16 protein-coding genes are annotated in these 17844 nt (G+C 38.4%); 6 read left to right on the forward strand and 10 right to left on the reverse strand.

Going from position 1 to position 17844, the window contains the following annotated elements; genetic code table 11:
* From dnaX to amvA, 4 genes are all read right to left on the reverse strand, one after another.
* A partial coding sequence (gene dnaX, locus F886_RS20575) for a DNA polymerase III subunit gamma/tau (RefSeq protein WP_005306438.1) occupies positions 1-1321 on the reverse strand: 1321 nt, incomplete at its 3' end.
* A 122-nt stretch (positions 1322-1443) separates the two neighbouring features.
* Complete coding sequence (cpaB, locus tag F886_RS13840) at positions 1444-2079, reverse strand: metalloprotease secretion chaperone CpaB (protein ID WP_005306440.1); 636 nt, start codon at positions 2077-2079, stop codon at positions 1444-1446.
* A gap of 22 nt (positions 2080-2101) precedes the next feature.
* A complete protein-coding gene (cpaA, locus tag F886_RS13845) occupies positions 2102-3883 on the reverse strand; it encodes a metalloendopeptidase CpaA (RefSeq protein WP_005306442.1) in 1782 nt (593 codons plus the stop codon).
* A gap of 266 nt (positions 3884-4149) precedes the next feature.
* The gene (amvA, locus tag F886_RS13850; protein ID WP_005306444.1) at positions 4150-5628 is read right to left on the reverse strand and encodes a multidrug efflux MFS transporter AmvA; all 1479 of its coding nucleotides are present in this window, start codon (positions 5626-5628) and stop codon (positions 4150-4152) included.
* Positions 5629-5753: 125 nt separating this feature from the next.
* Here amvA and F886_RS13855 point away from each other — a divergent pair, with 125 nt between their 5' ends.
* Positions 5754-6332 carry a TetR family transcriptional regulator gene (locus F886_RS13855; protein ID WP_005306446.1) on the forward strand — a complete coding sequence of 193 codons (579 nt, stop codon included), beginning with the start codon at positions 5754-5756 and terminating at the stop codon, positions 6330-6332.
* Positions 6333-6379: 47 nt separating this feature from the next.
* Here the strand turns inward: F886_RS13855 and F886_RS13860 are convergent, their stop codons facing one another.
* From F886_RS13860 to F886_RS13870, 3 genes are all read right to left on the reverse strand, one after another.
* On the reverse strand, positions 6380-7639 hold the full coding sequence (locus F886_RS13860; protein WP_005306448.1) for a serine hydrolase domain-containing protein: 1260 nt from the start codon (positions 7637-7639) through the stop codon (positions 6380-6382).
* Positions 7640-7710: 71 nt separating this feature from the next.
* The gene (locus F886_RS13865) at positions 7711-8565 is read right to left on the reverse strand and encodes a MaoC family dehydratase (RefSeq protein ID WP_005306450.1); all 855 of its coding nucleotides are present in this window, start codon (positions 8563-8565) and stop codon (positions 7711-7713) included.
* A gap of 74 nt (positions 8566-8639) precedes the next feature.
* Entirely contained in the window at positions 8640-10031 is a 1392-nt protein-coding gene (locus tag F886_RS13870) for a 3-oxoacyl-ACP reductase (protein ID WP_005306452.1), read from the reverse strand.
* A 235-nt stretch (positions 10032-10266) separates the two neighbouring features.
* On the opposite strand from F886_RS13870, the gene F886_RS13875 reads away from it, so the two are divergent.
* Positions 10267-11838: an acetyl-CoA C-acetyltransferase gene (locus tag F886_RS13875; protein WP_005306454.1), complete on the forward strand. Its 1572-nt coding sequence runs from the start codon at positions 10267-10269 to the stop codon at positions 11836-11838.
* Between the two features lie 66 nt (positions 11839-11904).
* Here F886_RS13875 and aceI read toward each other — a convergent pair whose 3' ends face one another.
* On the reverse strand, positions 11905-12339 hold the full coding sequence (aceI, locus tag F886_RS13880) for a chlorhexidine efflux PACE transporter AceI (protein WP_005073799.1): 435 nt from the start codon (positions 12337-12339) through the stop codon (positions 11905-11907).
* A gap of 90 nt (positions 12340-12429) precedes the next feature.
* Here aceI and F886_RS13885 point away from each other — a divergent pair, with 90 nt between their 5' ends.
* The 3 genes from F886_RS13885 (at position 12430) to leuE (ending at position 15168) form a co-directional block, all read left to right on the forward strand.
* Positions 12430-13323: an HTH-type transcriptional regulator AceR gene (locus F886_RS13885; RefSeq protein ID WP_005306456.1), complete on the forward strand. Its 894-nt coding sequence runs from the start codon at positions 12430-12432 to the stop codon at positions 13321-13323.
* A 131-nt stretch (positions 13324-13454) separates the two neighbouring features.
* Positions 13455-14444 carry a transaldolase gene (gene tal, locus F886_RS13890; RefSeq protein WP_005306458.1) on the forward strand — a complete coding sequence of 330 codons (990 nt, stop codon included), beginning with the start codon at positions 13455-13457 and terminating at the stop codon, positions 14442-14444.
* Positions 14445-14517: 73 nt separating this feature from the next.
* Positions 14518-15168, forward strand: coding sequence for a leucine efflux protein LeuE (leuE, locus tag F886_RS13895; RefSeq protein ID WP_034591201.1), 651 nt, complete (start codon positions 14518-14520; stop codon positions 15166-15168).
* 51 nt (positions 15169-15219) lie between these two features.
* Here the strand turns inward: leuE and F886_RS13900 are convergent, their stop codons facing one another.
* Positions 15220-15693, reverse strand: a complete 474-nt coding sequence (locus F886_RS13900; RefSeq protein ID WP_004791690.1) for an Lrp/AsnC family transcriptional regulator — start codon at positions 15691-15693, stop codon at positions 15220-15222.
* A 186-nt stretch (positions 15694-15879) separates the two neighbouring features.
* On the opposite strand from F886_RS13900, the gene F886_RS13905 reads away from it, so the two are divergent.
* On the forward strand, positions 15880-17052 hold the full coding sequence (locus tag F886_RS13905) for a benzoate/H(+) symporter BenE family transporter (protein WP_005306462.1): 1173 nt from the start codon (positions 15880-15882) through the stop codon (positions 17050-17052).
* A gap of 72 nt (positions 17053-17124) precedes the next feature.
* On the opposite strand, the gene F886_RS13910 is transcribed toward F886_RS13905, so the two are convergent.
* A complete protein-coding gene (locus F886_RS13910; RefSeq protein ID WP_005306464.1) occupies positions 17125-17844 on the reverse strand; it encodes an MgtC/SapB family protein in 720 nt (239 codons plus the stop codon).

Here is a 17844-nt window from a genome sequence, read left to right on the forward strand (position 1 = left end):
GTTCAGGTTCAGGTTCAGGTTCAGGTTCAGGTTCAGGTTCAGGTTCAGGTTCAGGTTCAGGTTCAGGTTCAGGTTCAGGTTCAGGTTCAGGTTCAACCATAGCGGGTTGGCTAATAACTTCAACTGGCTGCACAGCACTTACAGGAGCAATATCTTGAGCTATTTGCTGAACTTGCTGATTCACCACAACTTGCTGATTTTGTTGAACAGGCTCTGACACTACAATTTCATTAGGCGCTAAAGGACGGAATGCCAATAAGCGTAAAATGCACATTTCAAAACCTTGTTCTTGCGTCACGGCAAGTTGTAGGTCAGATCGCCCTTTACATGCAATTTGATAATACAGTTGTAAATCTTGAGCAGAAATTAGCTTGGACAGTTGCATGATTTTACGATTGATTTCATCGCTATATTTCAAACTCAAATCAGGCAGATATTGCAAAATTGCCAATTCATGCAATGTCGAAATCAACTGATCAAGTACAAGTGAAACATCGAGCGCTTGATGTCTAAATTGTAATAAAAGCTGACTAACTTTTTCACGTTGGTTCTGATGAATTGCTAGAATCAAATCATAAATAATGGTGCGGTCAATTAGACCGAGCATTTCTTTAACATCTTGATGCTGTACAGCACCCTGACCATAGGCAATTGCCTGATCGGTTAAAGATAATGCATCACGCAATGAACCTTGAGCAGACTCGGCAATTTGCCAAATTGCATCTTGGTCAGAAACAATCTGTTCTTTTTCAAGAATTGCGCCAAGATGCTTTGTAATTTCATCAACAGCTAAAGGGCGCAATGTAAATTGCAAACAACGTGAAATGACCGTAATTGGTAGCTTTTGTGGATCAGTCGTTGCAAATAAAAATTTAACGTGTTCTGGTGGTTCTTCTAATGTTTTTAATAACGCATTAAAGGAATGCGTAGATAACATATGTACTTCGTCAATCAGGTAAACTTTAAAACGACCTTGCGTTGGCGCATAAGGAACGTTGTCTAAAAGTTCACGCGTATCTTCTACTTTTGTTCTTGAAGCAGCATCAATTTCAATCAAATCAATAAAACGGCCTTCGTTTACCGCTTTACAAGTTGCACAGACTTCACATGGTGTAGAGGTCACACCTGTTTCACAGTTTAAACACTTGGCTAAAATACGTGCAATTGTGGTCTTCCCCACACCACGCGTTCCTGTAAATAAATAAGCATGGTGTAGACGACCGCGTTCCAATGCACTGCTTAATGCACGAGAAACATGGTTTTGCCCCACTAACTCATTGAAATTACGTGGACGGTATTTTCTAGCAAGTACTTGATACATGTATGCTCCTTGTTACAGGCATAAGCATACTTTGTTTTTAAAAGAGAGTGAACGCATAAAGCTCATATCCGTACAGATAAACTGCGAACTATACTCTTTTCTCATCGGAACCATTTATTTGACTAAGGGTGATCATGATGTAACTCCTGATCAGTGACTCCATCATCCATCGTCTGTACTAGCCCTACACCATCTTTAACTTCAGCCGAATAATTTCCTTTCTCGGTAAAAATTTGCATGATCGTATAGTGGTCTTTTTGACTTTGGGTGATGGTAAAGAAATTCTGATTTGGATCTCCCTGATCAAATTTCCCTGTCCACCGAACAATATCTTGGTCAACAGGTTCAATCTCTACAATTTTTCCTGTGCGGTTAATTCCATATTCCAACATTTGAAACTTAACAGTATCACCTACTTTTTTGAGTTCAATCACGTTTGGATCATACTTAATCACCATGCCTTGTCCATTTTTAATCAATGGAAAATTAACATTAGAAGGTAGCTGATCCTTTTCTATCTCATTAAAAACAATTTGTTGCTTAGATAATCTTTCTTTCTCTGACGGACTCAGATTCATTGTATTTTGACGAGAAAAACCATTCTGACTTTCAACTTGCTTTAAGCTAACTTCACTTTTCAGGCTATCTGTAGATGATGTTAAAGCAGAAGAACTTTGCTGTGAAAATGCAAGCCAGATGAGAACTGCTAGCGCTAAACAAGCGATAGCAGTTCCTATTAACAATTTATTTTTTTTCATTATTTATAGCTAAGAATAGAGATTAGTTATATAGAGAAATTTTCTGTGCATTTAGGTTAATAACACTCACCGCATCAATTTTTCCTTCCTCACCCAAACGGACACCATATTTAGGGTTGTATAAGTATGGGCTAGAGTAAAAATTAATATTATTACCACCCATCGCAGTACTTCCTAAAGGATGGGCAAAGCCTGAACCAATATTAGTTGAACCATTATGGTATAGGCCAAGATTATGTCCTACCTCATGACGCATCGCAGCAAAAGAACAACCTGCAATATCATTTGCACCAATCATGTTATATGAAGATGCATTAATCCATGCCCAGCCACAACCACCATCGCCTGGTTCATTGCCTTGATAATAGACGCCATCAGCCAATACACGTTTACGCTCATTTTGTACGGTCGTGTCATCACGTCCAAAAGAAATCGCTTCTTTTAAAGTTGCAGCAGGTATTTTATAAGTTAAATAGCCCACATCTCTTAAGTAAAAACGTGCATTCGAATTTTCAGCAGTTAAATTCGTTAAATTTACGCCTTCAATCATTCTCAATTTTGCAGCGCTGTCTCCTAAAATTGAATTTACTTCTGGGCTAGAAACCAACAACATATCAATTGTATAGCTATCTACTGTCCAACCTTGAGCGGTGTAAATAAAACGGCGGTTTTCACCATTTTTAATTGCAGTAGACAAGCCATTAGCAGCATTAATATAGGTGTCGGCCGATGCATTCGACACAATAACCACCTTATCCCCGACTTGAGCTTTAACTGGCAGTTGTAAGGTTGGCTGCCAATTTGTGGTAGAAAATTTTACCTTTAAAGCGGGTTGAGTCATATTCGGTAAAATTGCAGGAATTGTTGCCGATGAATCAATCACCTTCGTTGGTGAAGAGATCAGCTGCCAATATCCTTTATCACTGACATACATAAACTCATATTGATCGCCTGTTTTTAGCGTTAAAGTCGCTTGGCTATTAACATTGGTATTATTAATTTTTGCAGACCAAGTCGCTGTAGACTTGATAATAATTCTATCTCGATCACTTGCACTCGCAGGTAGAGTGAAATTAGAAACCCAATTTCCATCTCCAAATGAAACTTCCGTTAGCGGGCTACTTACCGCAGCTAAAGAAGTTCCAATTTGCTGAACATTTAGCTTCTGAGGTTTTATATATTCTGGCACCCATTTTCCTAAAGCAGAATAATATTTAAACCAATATTCAGAGCCATTTTTTAATGTAAAACTGCTTGGAAATAGTAAATTTGTTTTATCAATCTCCGAGCTTGTACTTGCCGTAGAAACAATTTGTACGGTTGTTCCATCACGTACATCACTCGGTAATGCAATGGTTTGTGCCCATTTGTCATTTTGAATAAGTATTTTTTGCATGGATGCAGTGGTTAATGGAACGACTTCATAAGTCGCACCATTGGTAGGACTCACTGTTGCTAACTGAGCGATCCATTTATTTTGACTGCTATTAAAGATGAATTGATAAACATCCCCACTATTTATCTTCAACACTTCTAAAGGAATATTCGTATTAGAAGTATCTAAATAACTACTATAAGCGGCACTAGAACGAACTGTAATCTTGTCCGAATTATTAGCGCTTACCGGTAAAGAGAGATTTTTGACCCAATTCCCATTTGCTAAAGAAAATTCTAAATCTGAATAACCAGATGGAATTGATCCACTATTATTATTCTGATTTGGTGAAAGTACAGTTGCGGCATATACAAGTGAAGACGCAACAATTGCTCCAATAATGAGTGATGTTTTTAATTTAAAATTCACAGCAGCCTCTTTTATTTGTTTTTAGATTTTCGAATAGCAGATTAACAAACCATTTTTTTACAGTCAATTTTCGATCAACTCATTTTTCATTAAATTTCAATTACATGAATATTGAATCATTTTGAAATAAAAACATGAAACCTATTAAAGAATAATTTATTTATGAGAATTAAATAACCAATTTTTGATATGAAGAAAATATTAAAAAAGATATTTAAGGATAAAAAGAAAGATCATCTCTCTTTTTATCCTCTATTTTGAATTTCTTAATTTACTTTCTTTGGAAAGCTAAACCAGACAAATACAGTTAAAAGGAAGAAACAAATGGCGGAGATTATAAGCACCCAACTATGCGCATAGCTAAAAGCTTGCTGAGCAACTGCTATCAATTGCTCTCCCAAAGGGCTTTCAAGGTTAGAAGCTAATTGCATGGTTTCACCAATCGAGATACTCGCTTTTTCAATTAAGTTCGACGGAAGCTCTGCTGGCAAAATAATTGAGCGACTATAAAACCAAGACAACATTAACCCGAAAATAGCGACACCTAAACCAGCTCCAAGCTCGTAGGCCATACCTTCAATCGCCCCTGCTGCACTTGCCTTTTGAGGTGGGACGGATGACATAATGGCGGCAGTTGAAGCCAATAAGGCAATTTCGATGCTAAAGCCTAAAAAGACCATACACGTCCACGCTAAAAAGTGATCGGTCGAAAAGTTAAGCTGGGCAAGCCCCCATAGACTAAATCCACTTATTAAAATACCAACAGTAGATACAAGTCTTAGTCCCCATTTATTTAAACAGATTCCAGCTAATGGACCACCTAAACTAATCGCGATCATGAATGGAATAATAAACATGGCTGCCTGTAATGGTGAAAACCCATGTACAAACTGCAACTCTTGAGACAAGAGTAATTCAAAACCAACCAAAGCAATCATGGAAACAACAGCCATAACAATGCTGGTAGAAATCACTGGATGTTTAAATAACTCCAAATCAATCATTGGCGTGGTCGTTCTTTTTTGGCTTCGAATGAAATGTATTAATGTACTTACACCCACTACAAACATCACGACTGTAAGTACCGAGAAGTTGTACATCGCCGATTTGATTGAATAGATGAGGCTTAAAATGGCTACAACCAAAATTAAAGCTTGCCCTAAATTAATTGGCTGATCAGTTTTCACTTGTTGTTTTGGAATGATCATCGCGATCATGACTAGAACGACTAAAATAATCGGGATATTGATGAGGAATACTGCTCCCCAATGGAAATGTTCTAGTACAAATCCACCAACCAATGGACCAAAAGCTGCTCCGCCACCACCCACTGTAGACCAAAGACCAAGTGCAAAATTCCTCTGCTTTTCTTCGGTAAAAGCATTACGGATGCCTGATAAAGTGGCAGGAATAAGCATTGCTGCCCCTAGACCTAAAACAGCACGGGAAGCAATTAAGGCGTAAGCTGTTGGAGAAAAAGCCGCAGCTAAGGAACCGACTCCAAAAATTGCAGTTCCAATAAATAATAATTTTTTAAAGCCAATACGATCACCAAGTGCACCCATCGGCAAAATCAAACCCGCCATAATCAGTGAATAAATATCAATGACCCATAAAAGCTGATTGGCAGTTAAATTCAATGCTGCACTTAAAGATGGTGTTGCAACATGCATCACCGTTGCATCAATCGTAACTGGTAAATATATAAGGACGATAATTGTCAGGATTAACCATTTTTTTTGCATAACGCTCTTCAATATCCAAAACTTGGACACGTGTTCAAATCATGGTTATTATATACACAATTGGACACTTGTCCAACTTTTAGTTTTAATGTAATTTGTGTCGAATTCAGTCAGGTGAAAGAAACATGGCCTATCTTAATCGCGATCAACGCAGAGAAATGATTCTGCAAGCAGCCATGCAAGTTGCTTTGGCTGAAGGTTTTACAGCTATGACGGTACGCCGAATCGCAACAGAAGCACAAACATCAACCGGACAAGTTCACCACCACTTTTCTTCGGCATCTCATTTAAAAGCTGAAGCTTTTTTAAAGCTGATGGAACAGCTTGATGAAATTGAACAAACCCTAAAAACGACTAGCCAATTTCAAAGGCTATTCATCTTATTAGGCGCAGAAAATATAGATAGACTTCAGCCCTATTTACGCTTATGGAATGAAGCTGAACTCTTGATTGAACAAGATGTTGAAATACGAAAGGCTTATAACCTTGCCATGCAGAATTGGCATCAAACAATTGTGCAAGCGATTGAATCTGGCAAAAAAGAAGGTGAATTTAAAAATATATCTAATTCAACAGACATAGCTTGGCGGCTCATTGCCTTTGTGTGCGGATTAGAAGGTATTTATCAACTTGGTTTACAAGGTTTAGCTGAAGAAGATTTTAAGCGTCATACTGAAGCGATTATTCGCCTAGAATTATTATAAATATAGAAGCTGGCATTAATTAAAATACCAGCTTTGCAACACTAAAATTAGAACCAGCCTTTACGACCTTTTAAAATTTGGTCAGTGCAACGTAAGGCTTCTTGAGTAAGCCCCCACAAACGATAATCACCCGTGATTGAACCAATCTGGAAGTTATGAGTATAGGCAAAACTCAGGTCGCGCTCAGGATCGCACCACGCCCCTGAACCATTGTAACCAATATGTCCAAAGCCATTTTTAGCGCGTTTACCCATAGTAATAATGCGGTGATATCCTAAACGCCAATTCATTGGAATTGGCATGACTCGATCACGTGCATAACTTTGAATGGTACTGAGTTCTTTAAATACTTCTGGGCGAATGAGTTGCTGCCCTTCCCATTCGCCTTGATTTGCCAGCATCGCATAAATTTTAGCAAGACTATTTGCAGTAAACGTGCCGTTCGCCGCTGGAATGACTGCTTGCAATCCTTCATCACTAAAGAAACTAAAATGCTTCATTCCTTTTGGAATCATAGCATCCTGAAAATCTTGCGGGTCTTGTCCAGTCCATGTAATCATTTTTTCAGAGAGTGAACTCTTGCGTGCTTGAGGCTTTTTAGGTTTTTCAACTTGGGGAGCCGCTGGTTTTTCAGGTTTTGGTTGAATAATTAAACGTGCTACACGGTCTAGCTCACTTGCAGGCGTACCAAAATAAGCGCCGTCTAACTGCAGAGGCTCAACGAGATATTTTTGCATGAGCTGATCTAAAGATTGACCAGTTGCTTTTTCAAGTACTCCACCGACAAGCCAGCCAAATGTTAAAGCTTGATAAGCATTACCCTCTCCTGCAAGGAATCTAGGCTTAGTCGCTGCAATCACATTTAACATATGAGACCAGTCGAGCATTTCCCTCGCACTTTCAAGAATATTTCGAATATCAAACATACCACTTTGATGGCTTAGGACATGACGTAAAGTCATTTGCTCTTTTCCATTTTGAGCAAACTCAGGCCAATAAGTCGCAATCGGTTTGTCGTATTCTAAAAAACCTTCACTTACTAAAATATGCGCTAAAGTTGCAAGTACACCTTTACCTGTAGAATAGCAAACTGCCAAAGTTTCAGGTTGCCAAGCTTCATTTTGTGATTTTAGACCGGTGTAGATATCTACAACTTTCTGGCCTCTAAAATAAACCGCTAATGCAGCTCCACCTTGTCCTGTTCTAGCATCTTGAAGACGGCTAAATTGGTGGGCTAAATCAATAAAACGTTCATCTAAAATACCGTGATAGTTATGGGTATCGGCCAGTAAAATCTCTTTAATCACATGAAGTTCCTTGCATTTTTTGTTATTTTGCTTAAAAGCAGCCCAAACATCTGTTCAGGCTGCTGATATTTTTATAATGCTTTTACAGTTCCTGCAACATGCGGTTTTTGTGATTTCGCATTACGAATCAAGAAATCAGTCTTTTTATCTGCATTGGCAGTTAAAAACTCAACTTTTGATGGTAAGAACATTGGTAGCTTAAACCATACATCTGCTTCATAAGCATTTGGTAATTCGAGGTTCGCTAGTGCTTTAGCTTTACTCCACATACCATGTGCAATTGCTTGCTTAAAGCCAAAAGCTTTTGCAGTAATGGCATGAATATGAATTAAGTTAAAATCACCAGACACTTTCGCATAACGGCGGCCTGTGTTTTCTAAAATATCCCACTCTGCCTTTGGAACATAAGCTGGCGCTTGTTCTTCTTTGGCTTTCTCACCCACTCTTTTCTCGACTTTTTGACGAGATAAATAAGTCGTTAAGCCTTCCATCACCACTTCATTGCCAACTTTAGCCGTGGTAATAAAGTCAAACTGGACACCTTTATCATGCGGCTTTAATTCCCCAAATTTGCATGACAAGGTTAGTTTTTCAGTTACACCAATTGGTCTGGTTTGTTTAATCTGGTTACGAATATGAACTAAACCTAAAATTGGAAATGGAAAGGCTTCTGCTGTCATCATGTGCATTTGCAAACTTTGAGAAAGCACAGCCAAATAAATTGCCGGTACAAAGCCATTATTTTGAAAGCCACATACTTCGTTATAAGCTTTAAGATGACTCTGATCAATTTCTAGAGTATCTACCACATATTCAACTTGCGGTAAGATTTTTGGACCTTTCGGCTTTTTAAAAATTAAACCTTGTACCACTTTTGGGTAAGCTAATGCCGCTTTTGGTAGCTGGCTAAAATGACGAGTATTCATACCTAACCTTTTATAATTTATAGATTCTTGAATAAAAAAGGGATGCACAAGCACCCCTTTTTAGCTAAAAGTGCTTAAGCGCCCAACAAGCTTTGACCACACACACGTACAACGTTGCCGTTTACACCTGTAGAAGCAGTTGATGCAAACCATGCAATTGTTTCTGCTACATCAACAGGTAAACCGCCTTGTTGCATTGAGTTCATACGGCGACCAGCTTCACGAATTGCAAATGGAATCGCAGCAGTCATTTGAGTTTCGATGAAGCCAGGTGCTACTGCGTTAATGGTAATACCATTTTTTAAGATAGGTGCAGTAAATTTCACTAGACCAATCACACCAGCTTTAGATGCAGCATAGTTGGTTTGACCAAGGTTACCAGCAATACCACTAATTGATGATACACAAACAATGCGGCCATTTGCATTTAGACCATCGTTTTCTAACAAGTAGTCATTTACACGTTCAGCAGCAGACAAGTTAATGTTAATTACTAAGTCCCAAAGCTCTGGCTTCATGTTTGCCAAAGTTTTGTCACGAGTAATACCTGCATTATGAACGATAATATCTAAACCGCCTTGTTTTGCCGCAGCAGCCTTAATTTTTTCACCAGCATCAGCAGCAGTAATGTCAATTGCCAATGTAGAACCACCAATGTCAGCCGCTACACGGTCAAGGTCAGCTTGTTGTTGTGGTACGTCTAAACAAATAACATGAGCGCCATCACGTGCAAGCACATGTGCAATTGCTTCACCAATACCACGGCTTGCACCAGTTACTAACGCAGTTTTTCCAGCAAGTGGTTTTGCCCAATCAACATCAACTACATCTGCTTTAGATACACGAATTACTTGACCAGATACATACGCTGAACGTGGAGAAAGCAAGAAACGTAAAGTTGATTCAAGGTTTGCAGCAGCACCTTCGTCAACATAAACAACTTGAGCAGTAATACCCTTTTTAAATTCTTTACCTACAGATTTGATAAAGCCTTCAAGTGCACGCTGAGCAATCGCTTGTTTTACAGTTTTTGCAGTTTCAGGCGTTGTACCAATCACAATCACTCGACCAGAAGTCGCAACTTGACGTGCAATCGGGTTAAAAAATTTATAAAGTTCGTTTAACTGTTCTGAGTTTTGAATACCAGAAGCATCAAATACAACTGCTTTGAATTTTGATTCTTTGTCGCCTGCATTGAATGGTCGTAAATTTAAACCAACTTTTGCAGCTTCTTGTTGTAATGCAACATTATTGCCTACATAGCTGTCAGCATGAATATTGCTAAGTACTTGTGCAATCGCACCAGACAATACACTTGACGGCGCTGCGCCAACCAATACTGCACCATTCACTACTGGCTGAGCACTTTCAAAACGCTCTAATGCAACTGGCGATGGTAAACCCAGATTTTTAACAACAAATTTACCAATAGGAGATTGTGTAAATGCTTGGTATTGATCAGTCATGATTATTATCTCTCAAAGAAATGAATTTTCTACGACAGGCTTCATTATGTTATGAGATGAATAGCAACAATATGAAATCAGTCGTTCATTAGAGTTACTCCAAATCATACTTGAGTTCATCTTTGGATGTCTTGACCTGAATGCTATCTACAATGTCATTCTAGTCAATACAGGTCTATTTGAATTGTGTTAATGTAGCTTATAAGAATATCGTTAATATGCTTGGAAAAGCCTTATGAGCAAGACAACTCAAGAAAATCCAGCAGTCGAGAATTCTGCTGAGGAAAAAGTGTCAAATACATCAAAGCCGGCTTCTAACACGGCTAAGCGTAACAGCACAACTCCTAAAGCAGCAACTAATACTCCAAAAACGACACGTACTCGTTCAACGACTGCACCTGCACGTAGCCCTCGTAATAAGAGCGCTGCTACAGCAACCCCATCTACATCTTCTAATAATGTAGCTGCAGCACCAAAAGCAACAAAAACCAAAACTTCTGTTCAACAGGATAAAACCATGAGCCAAAACACTGTTCGCCGCGTTGCAATTATTGGTGGCAACCGTATTCCATTTGCACGTTCAAATACTGCTTATTTTAAAGCGTCTAATTCTGACATGCTGACAGCAGCATTGAATGGTTTGGTTGAGCGCTTTAACTTACAAGGTAAGCGTATTGGTGAAGTCGTTGCGGGTGCTGTTTTAAAACATAGCCGTGACTTCAACATGACTCGTGAAGTTGTATTGAGCACAGATCTTGCTCCTGAAACTCCTGCTTATGACATTCAAATTGCTTGTGGTACAGGTTTACAAGCAGCTTTTGTTGTTGCAAACAAAATTGCACTTGGTCAAATCGACGTAGGTATTGCAGGTGGTGTAGATACAACTTCTGACGCACCGATTGCTGTAGGTGATGGCTTACGTAAAGTTTTACTTGAGCTCAATGTTGCTAAGACTGGTAAAGACCGTCTTAAAGCATTAACAAAAATTGATTTTAAAAAGCTACTTGATGCGCCAAGCAATGGTGAACCACGTACTGGCCTTTCAATGGGTGAGCACCAAGCAATTACTGCTTTAGAATGGGGTATTACTCGTGAAGCGCAAGACGAGTTAGCTGCAAGCAGCCATCAAAAACTTGCTGCTGCTTATGAACGTGGTTTCTTTGATGACCTAATCACTCCATTCTTAGGTCTTAACCGTGACAACAACTTACGTGCAGACAGTACAGTTGAAAAACTTGCCAAATTAAAACCAGTTTTCGGTAAAGGCGAAACTGCAACAATGACAGCAGGTAACTCAACTCCGTTAACTGACGGTGCTTCTGTTGTATTGCTTGCTTCTGAAGAATGGGCAAAAGAAAACGGTCATGAAGTTTTAGCTTATCTTTCTTTCTCTGAAACAGCGGCTGTGGACTTCATTGGTAAAAATGGCCCTAAAGAAGGCTTACTGATGGCTCCTGCTTATGCAGTCCCTCGTATGCTTAAGCGTGCAAACCTTAAACTTCAAGATTTTGATTTCTACGAAATTCATGAAGCATTTGCATCTCAAGTGTTATCTACATTGAAAGCTTGGGAAGATGAAAAATTCTGTAAAGAACGTCTTGGTTTAGATGCACCTTTAGGTTCAATTGATCGTTCTAAACTGAACGTAAATGGTTCATCTCTAGGTGCAGGCCATCCATTTGCTGCAACTGGTGGTCGTATCTTGGCAACTGCTGCTAAATTGATTAATCAAAAAGGTTCAGGTCGTGCATTAATCTCGATCTGTACAGCAGGTGGTGAAGGCGTTGTAGCAATCGTAGAGAAATAATTTTACGATTCACCTTTAAAAAAAAAGCACCCTGATGGGTGCTTTTTTAGTTTAATAACTTAATTTTTAATGAAGTGATGCTGCTTTAGCATCAGGGAAAAATTTGTCTTCGATATGGTCATAACACCACTGGAAAATAAAGGTATAAACCAAAATACATAAAGTTAAACCAATATCTAAAATAAGTGCATCAATGACACTCATCTGGAGCATATATGCAATCATCGGTACTGTTGCAATCAACAAGCCACCTTCAAAACCAATCGCATGTAAAATCCGTACAGGGATCGTTCTTTCCCAATTATATTTATGCTCTACTTTTTCGAAATAGTGGTTAAAAATCATATTCCAGAAAACAGAAACAACTGCCATAAACACACCGAGTGTACCGGTTACATCCATTGGCATATCAAAAATAAAGCTTAATGCAATCGCAATGATGACCAATAAAATTCCTTCATAACTGATTGCATGAATGAGCCTTCTCTTGGAAATCAACATTTTTAAATACTCAATAATAACTTGGATAATGTGCATTTTATTTTTATAATATTGATTAATCCAATCAGGTTCTTTCAGTTTTTTTGACAGATGAATATTAATCAAGAACAACTACTCATGTTTCAGGCCGTGATTGAAACCGGCTCTTTTTCAGCAGCAGCACGTAAACTTGGAAAAGTTCCTTCGGCTGTAAGCATGTCTATTGCCAACTTAGAAATTGATCTGGACTTAACTTTATTTGACCGTAAAGGTCGTGAACCCGTCCCTACTGACCAAGCACGGGTGTTATACGAAAAGACATCTCAGCTTTTAATTGAGATGAATCAATGGAAACAACATGCTCACGCGTTAAGTACAGGGTTAGAAGCCAATTTAACTCTTGTGATTGTCTCTGAACTTTTACACACCAATTGGACCGACTATATTTGTCTTTTAGAGAGTCGTTTTCCAGACTTACAAATTAATATTGTGTCTGCTCCTCAAGAAGATGCACTTCAAATGTTATTAGATGGCTCTGCCCAACTTGCACTGATGTTTGAACGCGAACACCTAGATAACAGAGAACAATTTGTAGAACTTAAACGTGAGGCTCTAATTCCGGTTATTTCAAATAGCCATCCCCTCGCAAGTCAAAATCAGGTTTCTTATGAACAAATCCTTACTACACGACAAATTGTAGTTGCAAGCCGAGATGAGACTTTAAAACCTGAATTGCTATTTTCGAAACATTATTGGCGTACAGACAACCACCACTCTGCTTGTTTAATGATTTTACGCAATCTAGGTTGGGGTGTTCTTCCTCAAGAAATGTTTAAAGAAAACCCCGAACTAAAAAACAAGCTTAAAGTATTGGATTTATTAGATTTCACCCCAAGATTTGAATATTACGTCGACTTAGTGTGGAGCCGTGAAAGTGAACTCGGTGCGGCTGCCAGATTTCTAATTGAATATATCCGTAAGCAACGAATGCAACAGGTTCCTTAAAATTATTTCAATTGAGATGCAGAACCTAAACGTTTTTCTTTGAAATATAACAATTGATATATCGACAGCATGAATAGACTTTGTGCTATAAAAGAAAACATAAGATTTATTACTGAAGATGTTGAATATCAATGACTCATACAGCACTTGACCAATTAAAAACATTAACGACCGTTGTTGCCGATAGTAGTGACCTTGATGCAATTCGTAAATTTCGTCCATTAGACGCGACGACAAACCCTTCATTGATTACGGCAGCAGCAGAACAACCTGAAAGTAAAGAGCTGATTGAAGATGCTTATTATCAAGCCAAAGAAGAAGGCTATAGCAACGATGAGTTAATCGAAAGAACCATTGATATTTTGACTGTAAAATTTGGCGTAGAAATTTTAAAACTCATTGAAGGCCGAGTTTCTACAGAAGTTGATGCTGCCCTTTCATACAACATTGAAGCCACCATTCAAAAAGCCCATGAATTATGTGAACTTTACAAAGGTTATGGTATTGATCAGTCACGTATTCTGATTAAAATTGCGTCAACTTGGGAAGGTATTCAAGCTGCTAAAGTACTCGAAGCTGAAGGAATTGCTTGTAACCTCACTCTCCTTTTCGGTTTACATCAAGCTCAGGCATGTGCAGATGCAAAAGTTACTTTAATTTCTCCGTTTGTAGGCCGTATTTTAGACTGGTACAAAAAAGCCGAAGGTGTAGACGCTTACCCAATCGAAAAAGACCCGGGTGTGGTTTCAGTTAAGAAAATCTACACTTACTACAAACAGCAAAATATTCCAACTCAAGTGATGGGTGCGAGCTTCCGTAGCATTGATCAAGTGCTTGGACTTGCAGGATGTGATTTGCTAACGATCTCTCCTGGTCTACTTACTCAGCTTGAGCAAGATACACGTACAGTTGATGCAGCTCTTGATGCGACTAAATCAAAGCAAGCAGAGGCTATTGTTAGACCAGCTCAAAATGAACAAAGTTTTAAAGATGAACTTAATCATGACTTAATGGCATTCCAACTTTTACAAGGTGGTGTTGATGGCTTTATTAAAGCCCGTGACCAATTAAGTTTTTTATTACGTCAATCTTTCGGAATTGATGCGGAAATTAAACCTTAAAAAACTGCACTTTTCATACAAAATCACCGATTTTTGTTATCATGGCAAAAATCGGTTTTTTATTGGGTTTCTCGTGTTCGGCATAACAGATATAACAACATATATTATTGGTACATTCCTAATTGTGTTATTGCCAGGGCCCAACTCTCTATATGTGATGTCAATTGCTTCACGTTACGGCATTAAAACTGGATATATGGGCGCATTAGGTATTTTTACTGGCGATCTCATTTTAATGCTGTGTACCGTACTAGGAGCAGCCTCTCTACTTAAAGCATTTCCATGGGTATTTGTTATTCTTAAATTAACAGGTGCACTTTACCTATCTTATTTAGGCTTTAAACTCTTACAAGGCAGTATTCAACGCTGGAAACAACGTAATCAACCACAACCAGAAATGGCTGATTTACCTGCTTTAGATAAAGTTCATCCTTATAAAACAGCACTCAGTATTAGTTTACTCAACCCTAAAGCGATTTTATTTTTCCTATCTTTCTTTGTTCAATTTGTTGAACCCGACTATGCCTACCCCGCTCTAAGCTTTTTAATTTTAGCGGTTATTTTGCAGATGATTAGTTTTAGCTATTTAACGGCATTAATCTTCTCTGGAATTAAACTTTCAGCATTTTTTAAACAAAACCATAAAATTGCAGCGAGTAGTATTTTTTTAGTCGGAATTTTATTCTTCGGATTCGGTCTAAAACTAGCAACCTCAACAATCTAATCATCTTTACCTATCCATTTTTGCACTATAAAGTTAAAACATGATGAGCTGTTAAAATGCCAGCATGCCATCTGTTTTAACTTCATTGAGCACAAAAAATGTTCTGACTTGTCTTACTCCAGGTAAAGCAATAATCTTTTCACTATGGAATCGGTTAAACGCAGCTAAATCTTTAACACGAATTTTTAGAAAATAATCGACTTCTCCCGCCACCAGATAGCACTCTAAAACATTTTCCAAATCACCTGATGCTTGTTCAAATGCCTGAAAGCTGTCTGGGGTTGAGCGGTCTAAAACCACACCAACGAGTACCACCGTATCACGCTGCACCATGCTTGGATTGATCCTAGCGCGTACATCTAAAATTGCCCCAATCTTAAAAAGACGCTGAGTATGATTCCAACAAGATGACGTACTTATGCCTACGAGCTTAGCCAATTCGGCATTACTTAAGCGTCCATTTTCTTGTAATGCACGCATAATTTTCAATTCGAGTGGTGATAAATTTTCAGCTTGCTCTTCCATAAAACAATATTCCAAATTTAGTGTTATTTGTGGAAGGAATAATATCATTATTCAATATTTTAAAAATATTATTTCCATTTTAGACTAAAAATAGAAAGCACCTTCTTTAAAAAAATTGTTAGATTTAGCGAGCTGAAAACAAAGGCAGAAACATATTAATTTTTCAGGGATTTAGAACATTTAGCTATGCAAAAGATTCTTCAAGATTTTTCTATTCCAGCCGTATTCGCGGGTTTCATTACCTTTCTTATTGGTATTAGTGTTTCGGCTATTTTAGTGATTCAGGCTGCCCAAGCTTTAGGTGCTTCACCTGAACAAATCACCTCATGGTTTTGGGCTTTAGGTTTGGGTCTTGGTTTATCAGGACTTATTCTTTCGTGGAAATTTAAATACCCTGTAGCAACTGCATGGTCAACCGCTGGTCTCGCTTTAATTATTGCAACTGGTGGTGGATATAGCATAAATGAAGCAATTGGTGCTTTTTTAGTGGTTGGTGTACTGACAGCGATTTTAGGTTTTTCTGGAATTTTTCAAAAAGCGCTTTCCTATATTCCGCAAAGCTTGACCAGTGCCATGCTTGCAGGCGTTTTACTTAAATTTGGTATTTCACTTTTCGCAAGTTTGCAAAATGATTGGGTATTCGTTTTATCTTTACTCGTCATTTATATCATTACAAAAAGATTATGGCCGCGTTATAGCATCGTGTTCACAGCTCTTGCTGGTGTTGTGCTCTGCCCTGTGTTTTTAGACTTTCATATACCTACGCTTCACTGGTCTTTGGCTAAACCTGTTTGGATTAATCCTGTCTTTAGCTGGTCGGCTCTTTTGGGCTTAGCCTTACCTCTTTTTGTGATTAGTATGGCTTCGCAGTATTTACCCGGTATTGCCATGATTAAAAGTTATGGCTATAAACCACATGTTAACCAACTGATTGGCTGGACTGGTTTAACCCAAGTTTTGCTTGCACCTTTTGGTTGCTATAGCGTTAATATTGCTGCGATTAGTGCAGCTGTATGCCTTGACGATCAGGTTCATCCTGACCCAAGTAAACGCTATATTGCTGGCATAAGCTCTGGTTTTTTCTATGTATTGATGGGACTATTTGCAGCAACACTGACAAGCTTGCTCATGTCTTTTCCTCATATTTTTATTGTAGCTTTAGCTGGCATCGCATTACTTGGTACCATAAGCCATAACATTGCGCTTGCCTTTGGCCCTGTTGAAGACCGTGAAGCTGCATTATTTACCTTCTTATGCAGTGCTTCAGGCATTCAATTTTTTGGTATTGGCTCAGCCTTTTGGGGACTTATTGTCGGTCTTATTGTATTTATCGTACTTAAATTGAAGGTAAAAAAATAGACTTAGAATAAAGACTTTGCTTTTAAGCATTTAGAGAATTTCCTAAACAGTTAAGAGCAAAGTCTAATAATGTTAATTAATTGTATTTTTATCCCAAAAAGCTTGTCGTATTTGTGGCATAGCGTTTAAGTGATTAATGATATGTTGCGCTTCTTCTGCTTCAATTGAAGTCGCAATCAAGGTTACCTCTATTTCGACTTCTTTCTCCCCAAAAGGTGTGACATCAATATCTTTGGCAGGATAATTATGATGCTTCAACGTTAGGTTCAATTCATCCATGACCACTTTGCTCTGAATACGATCACAAATAATATAAATCACATGCAAAACTTCTGAGTCATCATCTAATGGACGGCGGTCAATTATATGTACAATCGGTCTTAATAACGTATTGGCAGATAAAATAAAGGCTGTTGCCAGTATCGCTTCAATAATTAAATCGGAACCCGCGGCAGCGCCCACTGCCGCAGAACACCATAAAGTCGCTGCGGTATTTAAACCATGGATGTTGCCTTCTTGGCGCATAATGACACCTGCACCCAAAAAACCGATACCCGAAACCACATAAGCAATTACTCGAACAGCTCCATCTGCTCCTGTAAGATTAATTGCAATGTCTACAAAAATTGCTGCACCTACAGCGACTAGAACATTTGTTCGAAGGCCAGCCGTACGTTGTCTATACTGACGTTCAAACCCAATTAATGCTCCTAAAACAAAAGCAACTGAGAGACTAATTAAAGTATCAACAATATTAGATAAATCTGCATGTTGTAGAAATTGCAACTTCAT

Source organism: Acinetobacter sp. NIPH 542 (assembly GCF_000369825.1).
GTDB lineage: Bacteria > Pseudomonadota > Gammaproteobacteria > Pseudomonadales > Moraxellaceae > Acinetobacter > Acinetobacter oleivorans.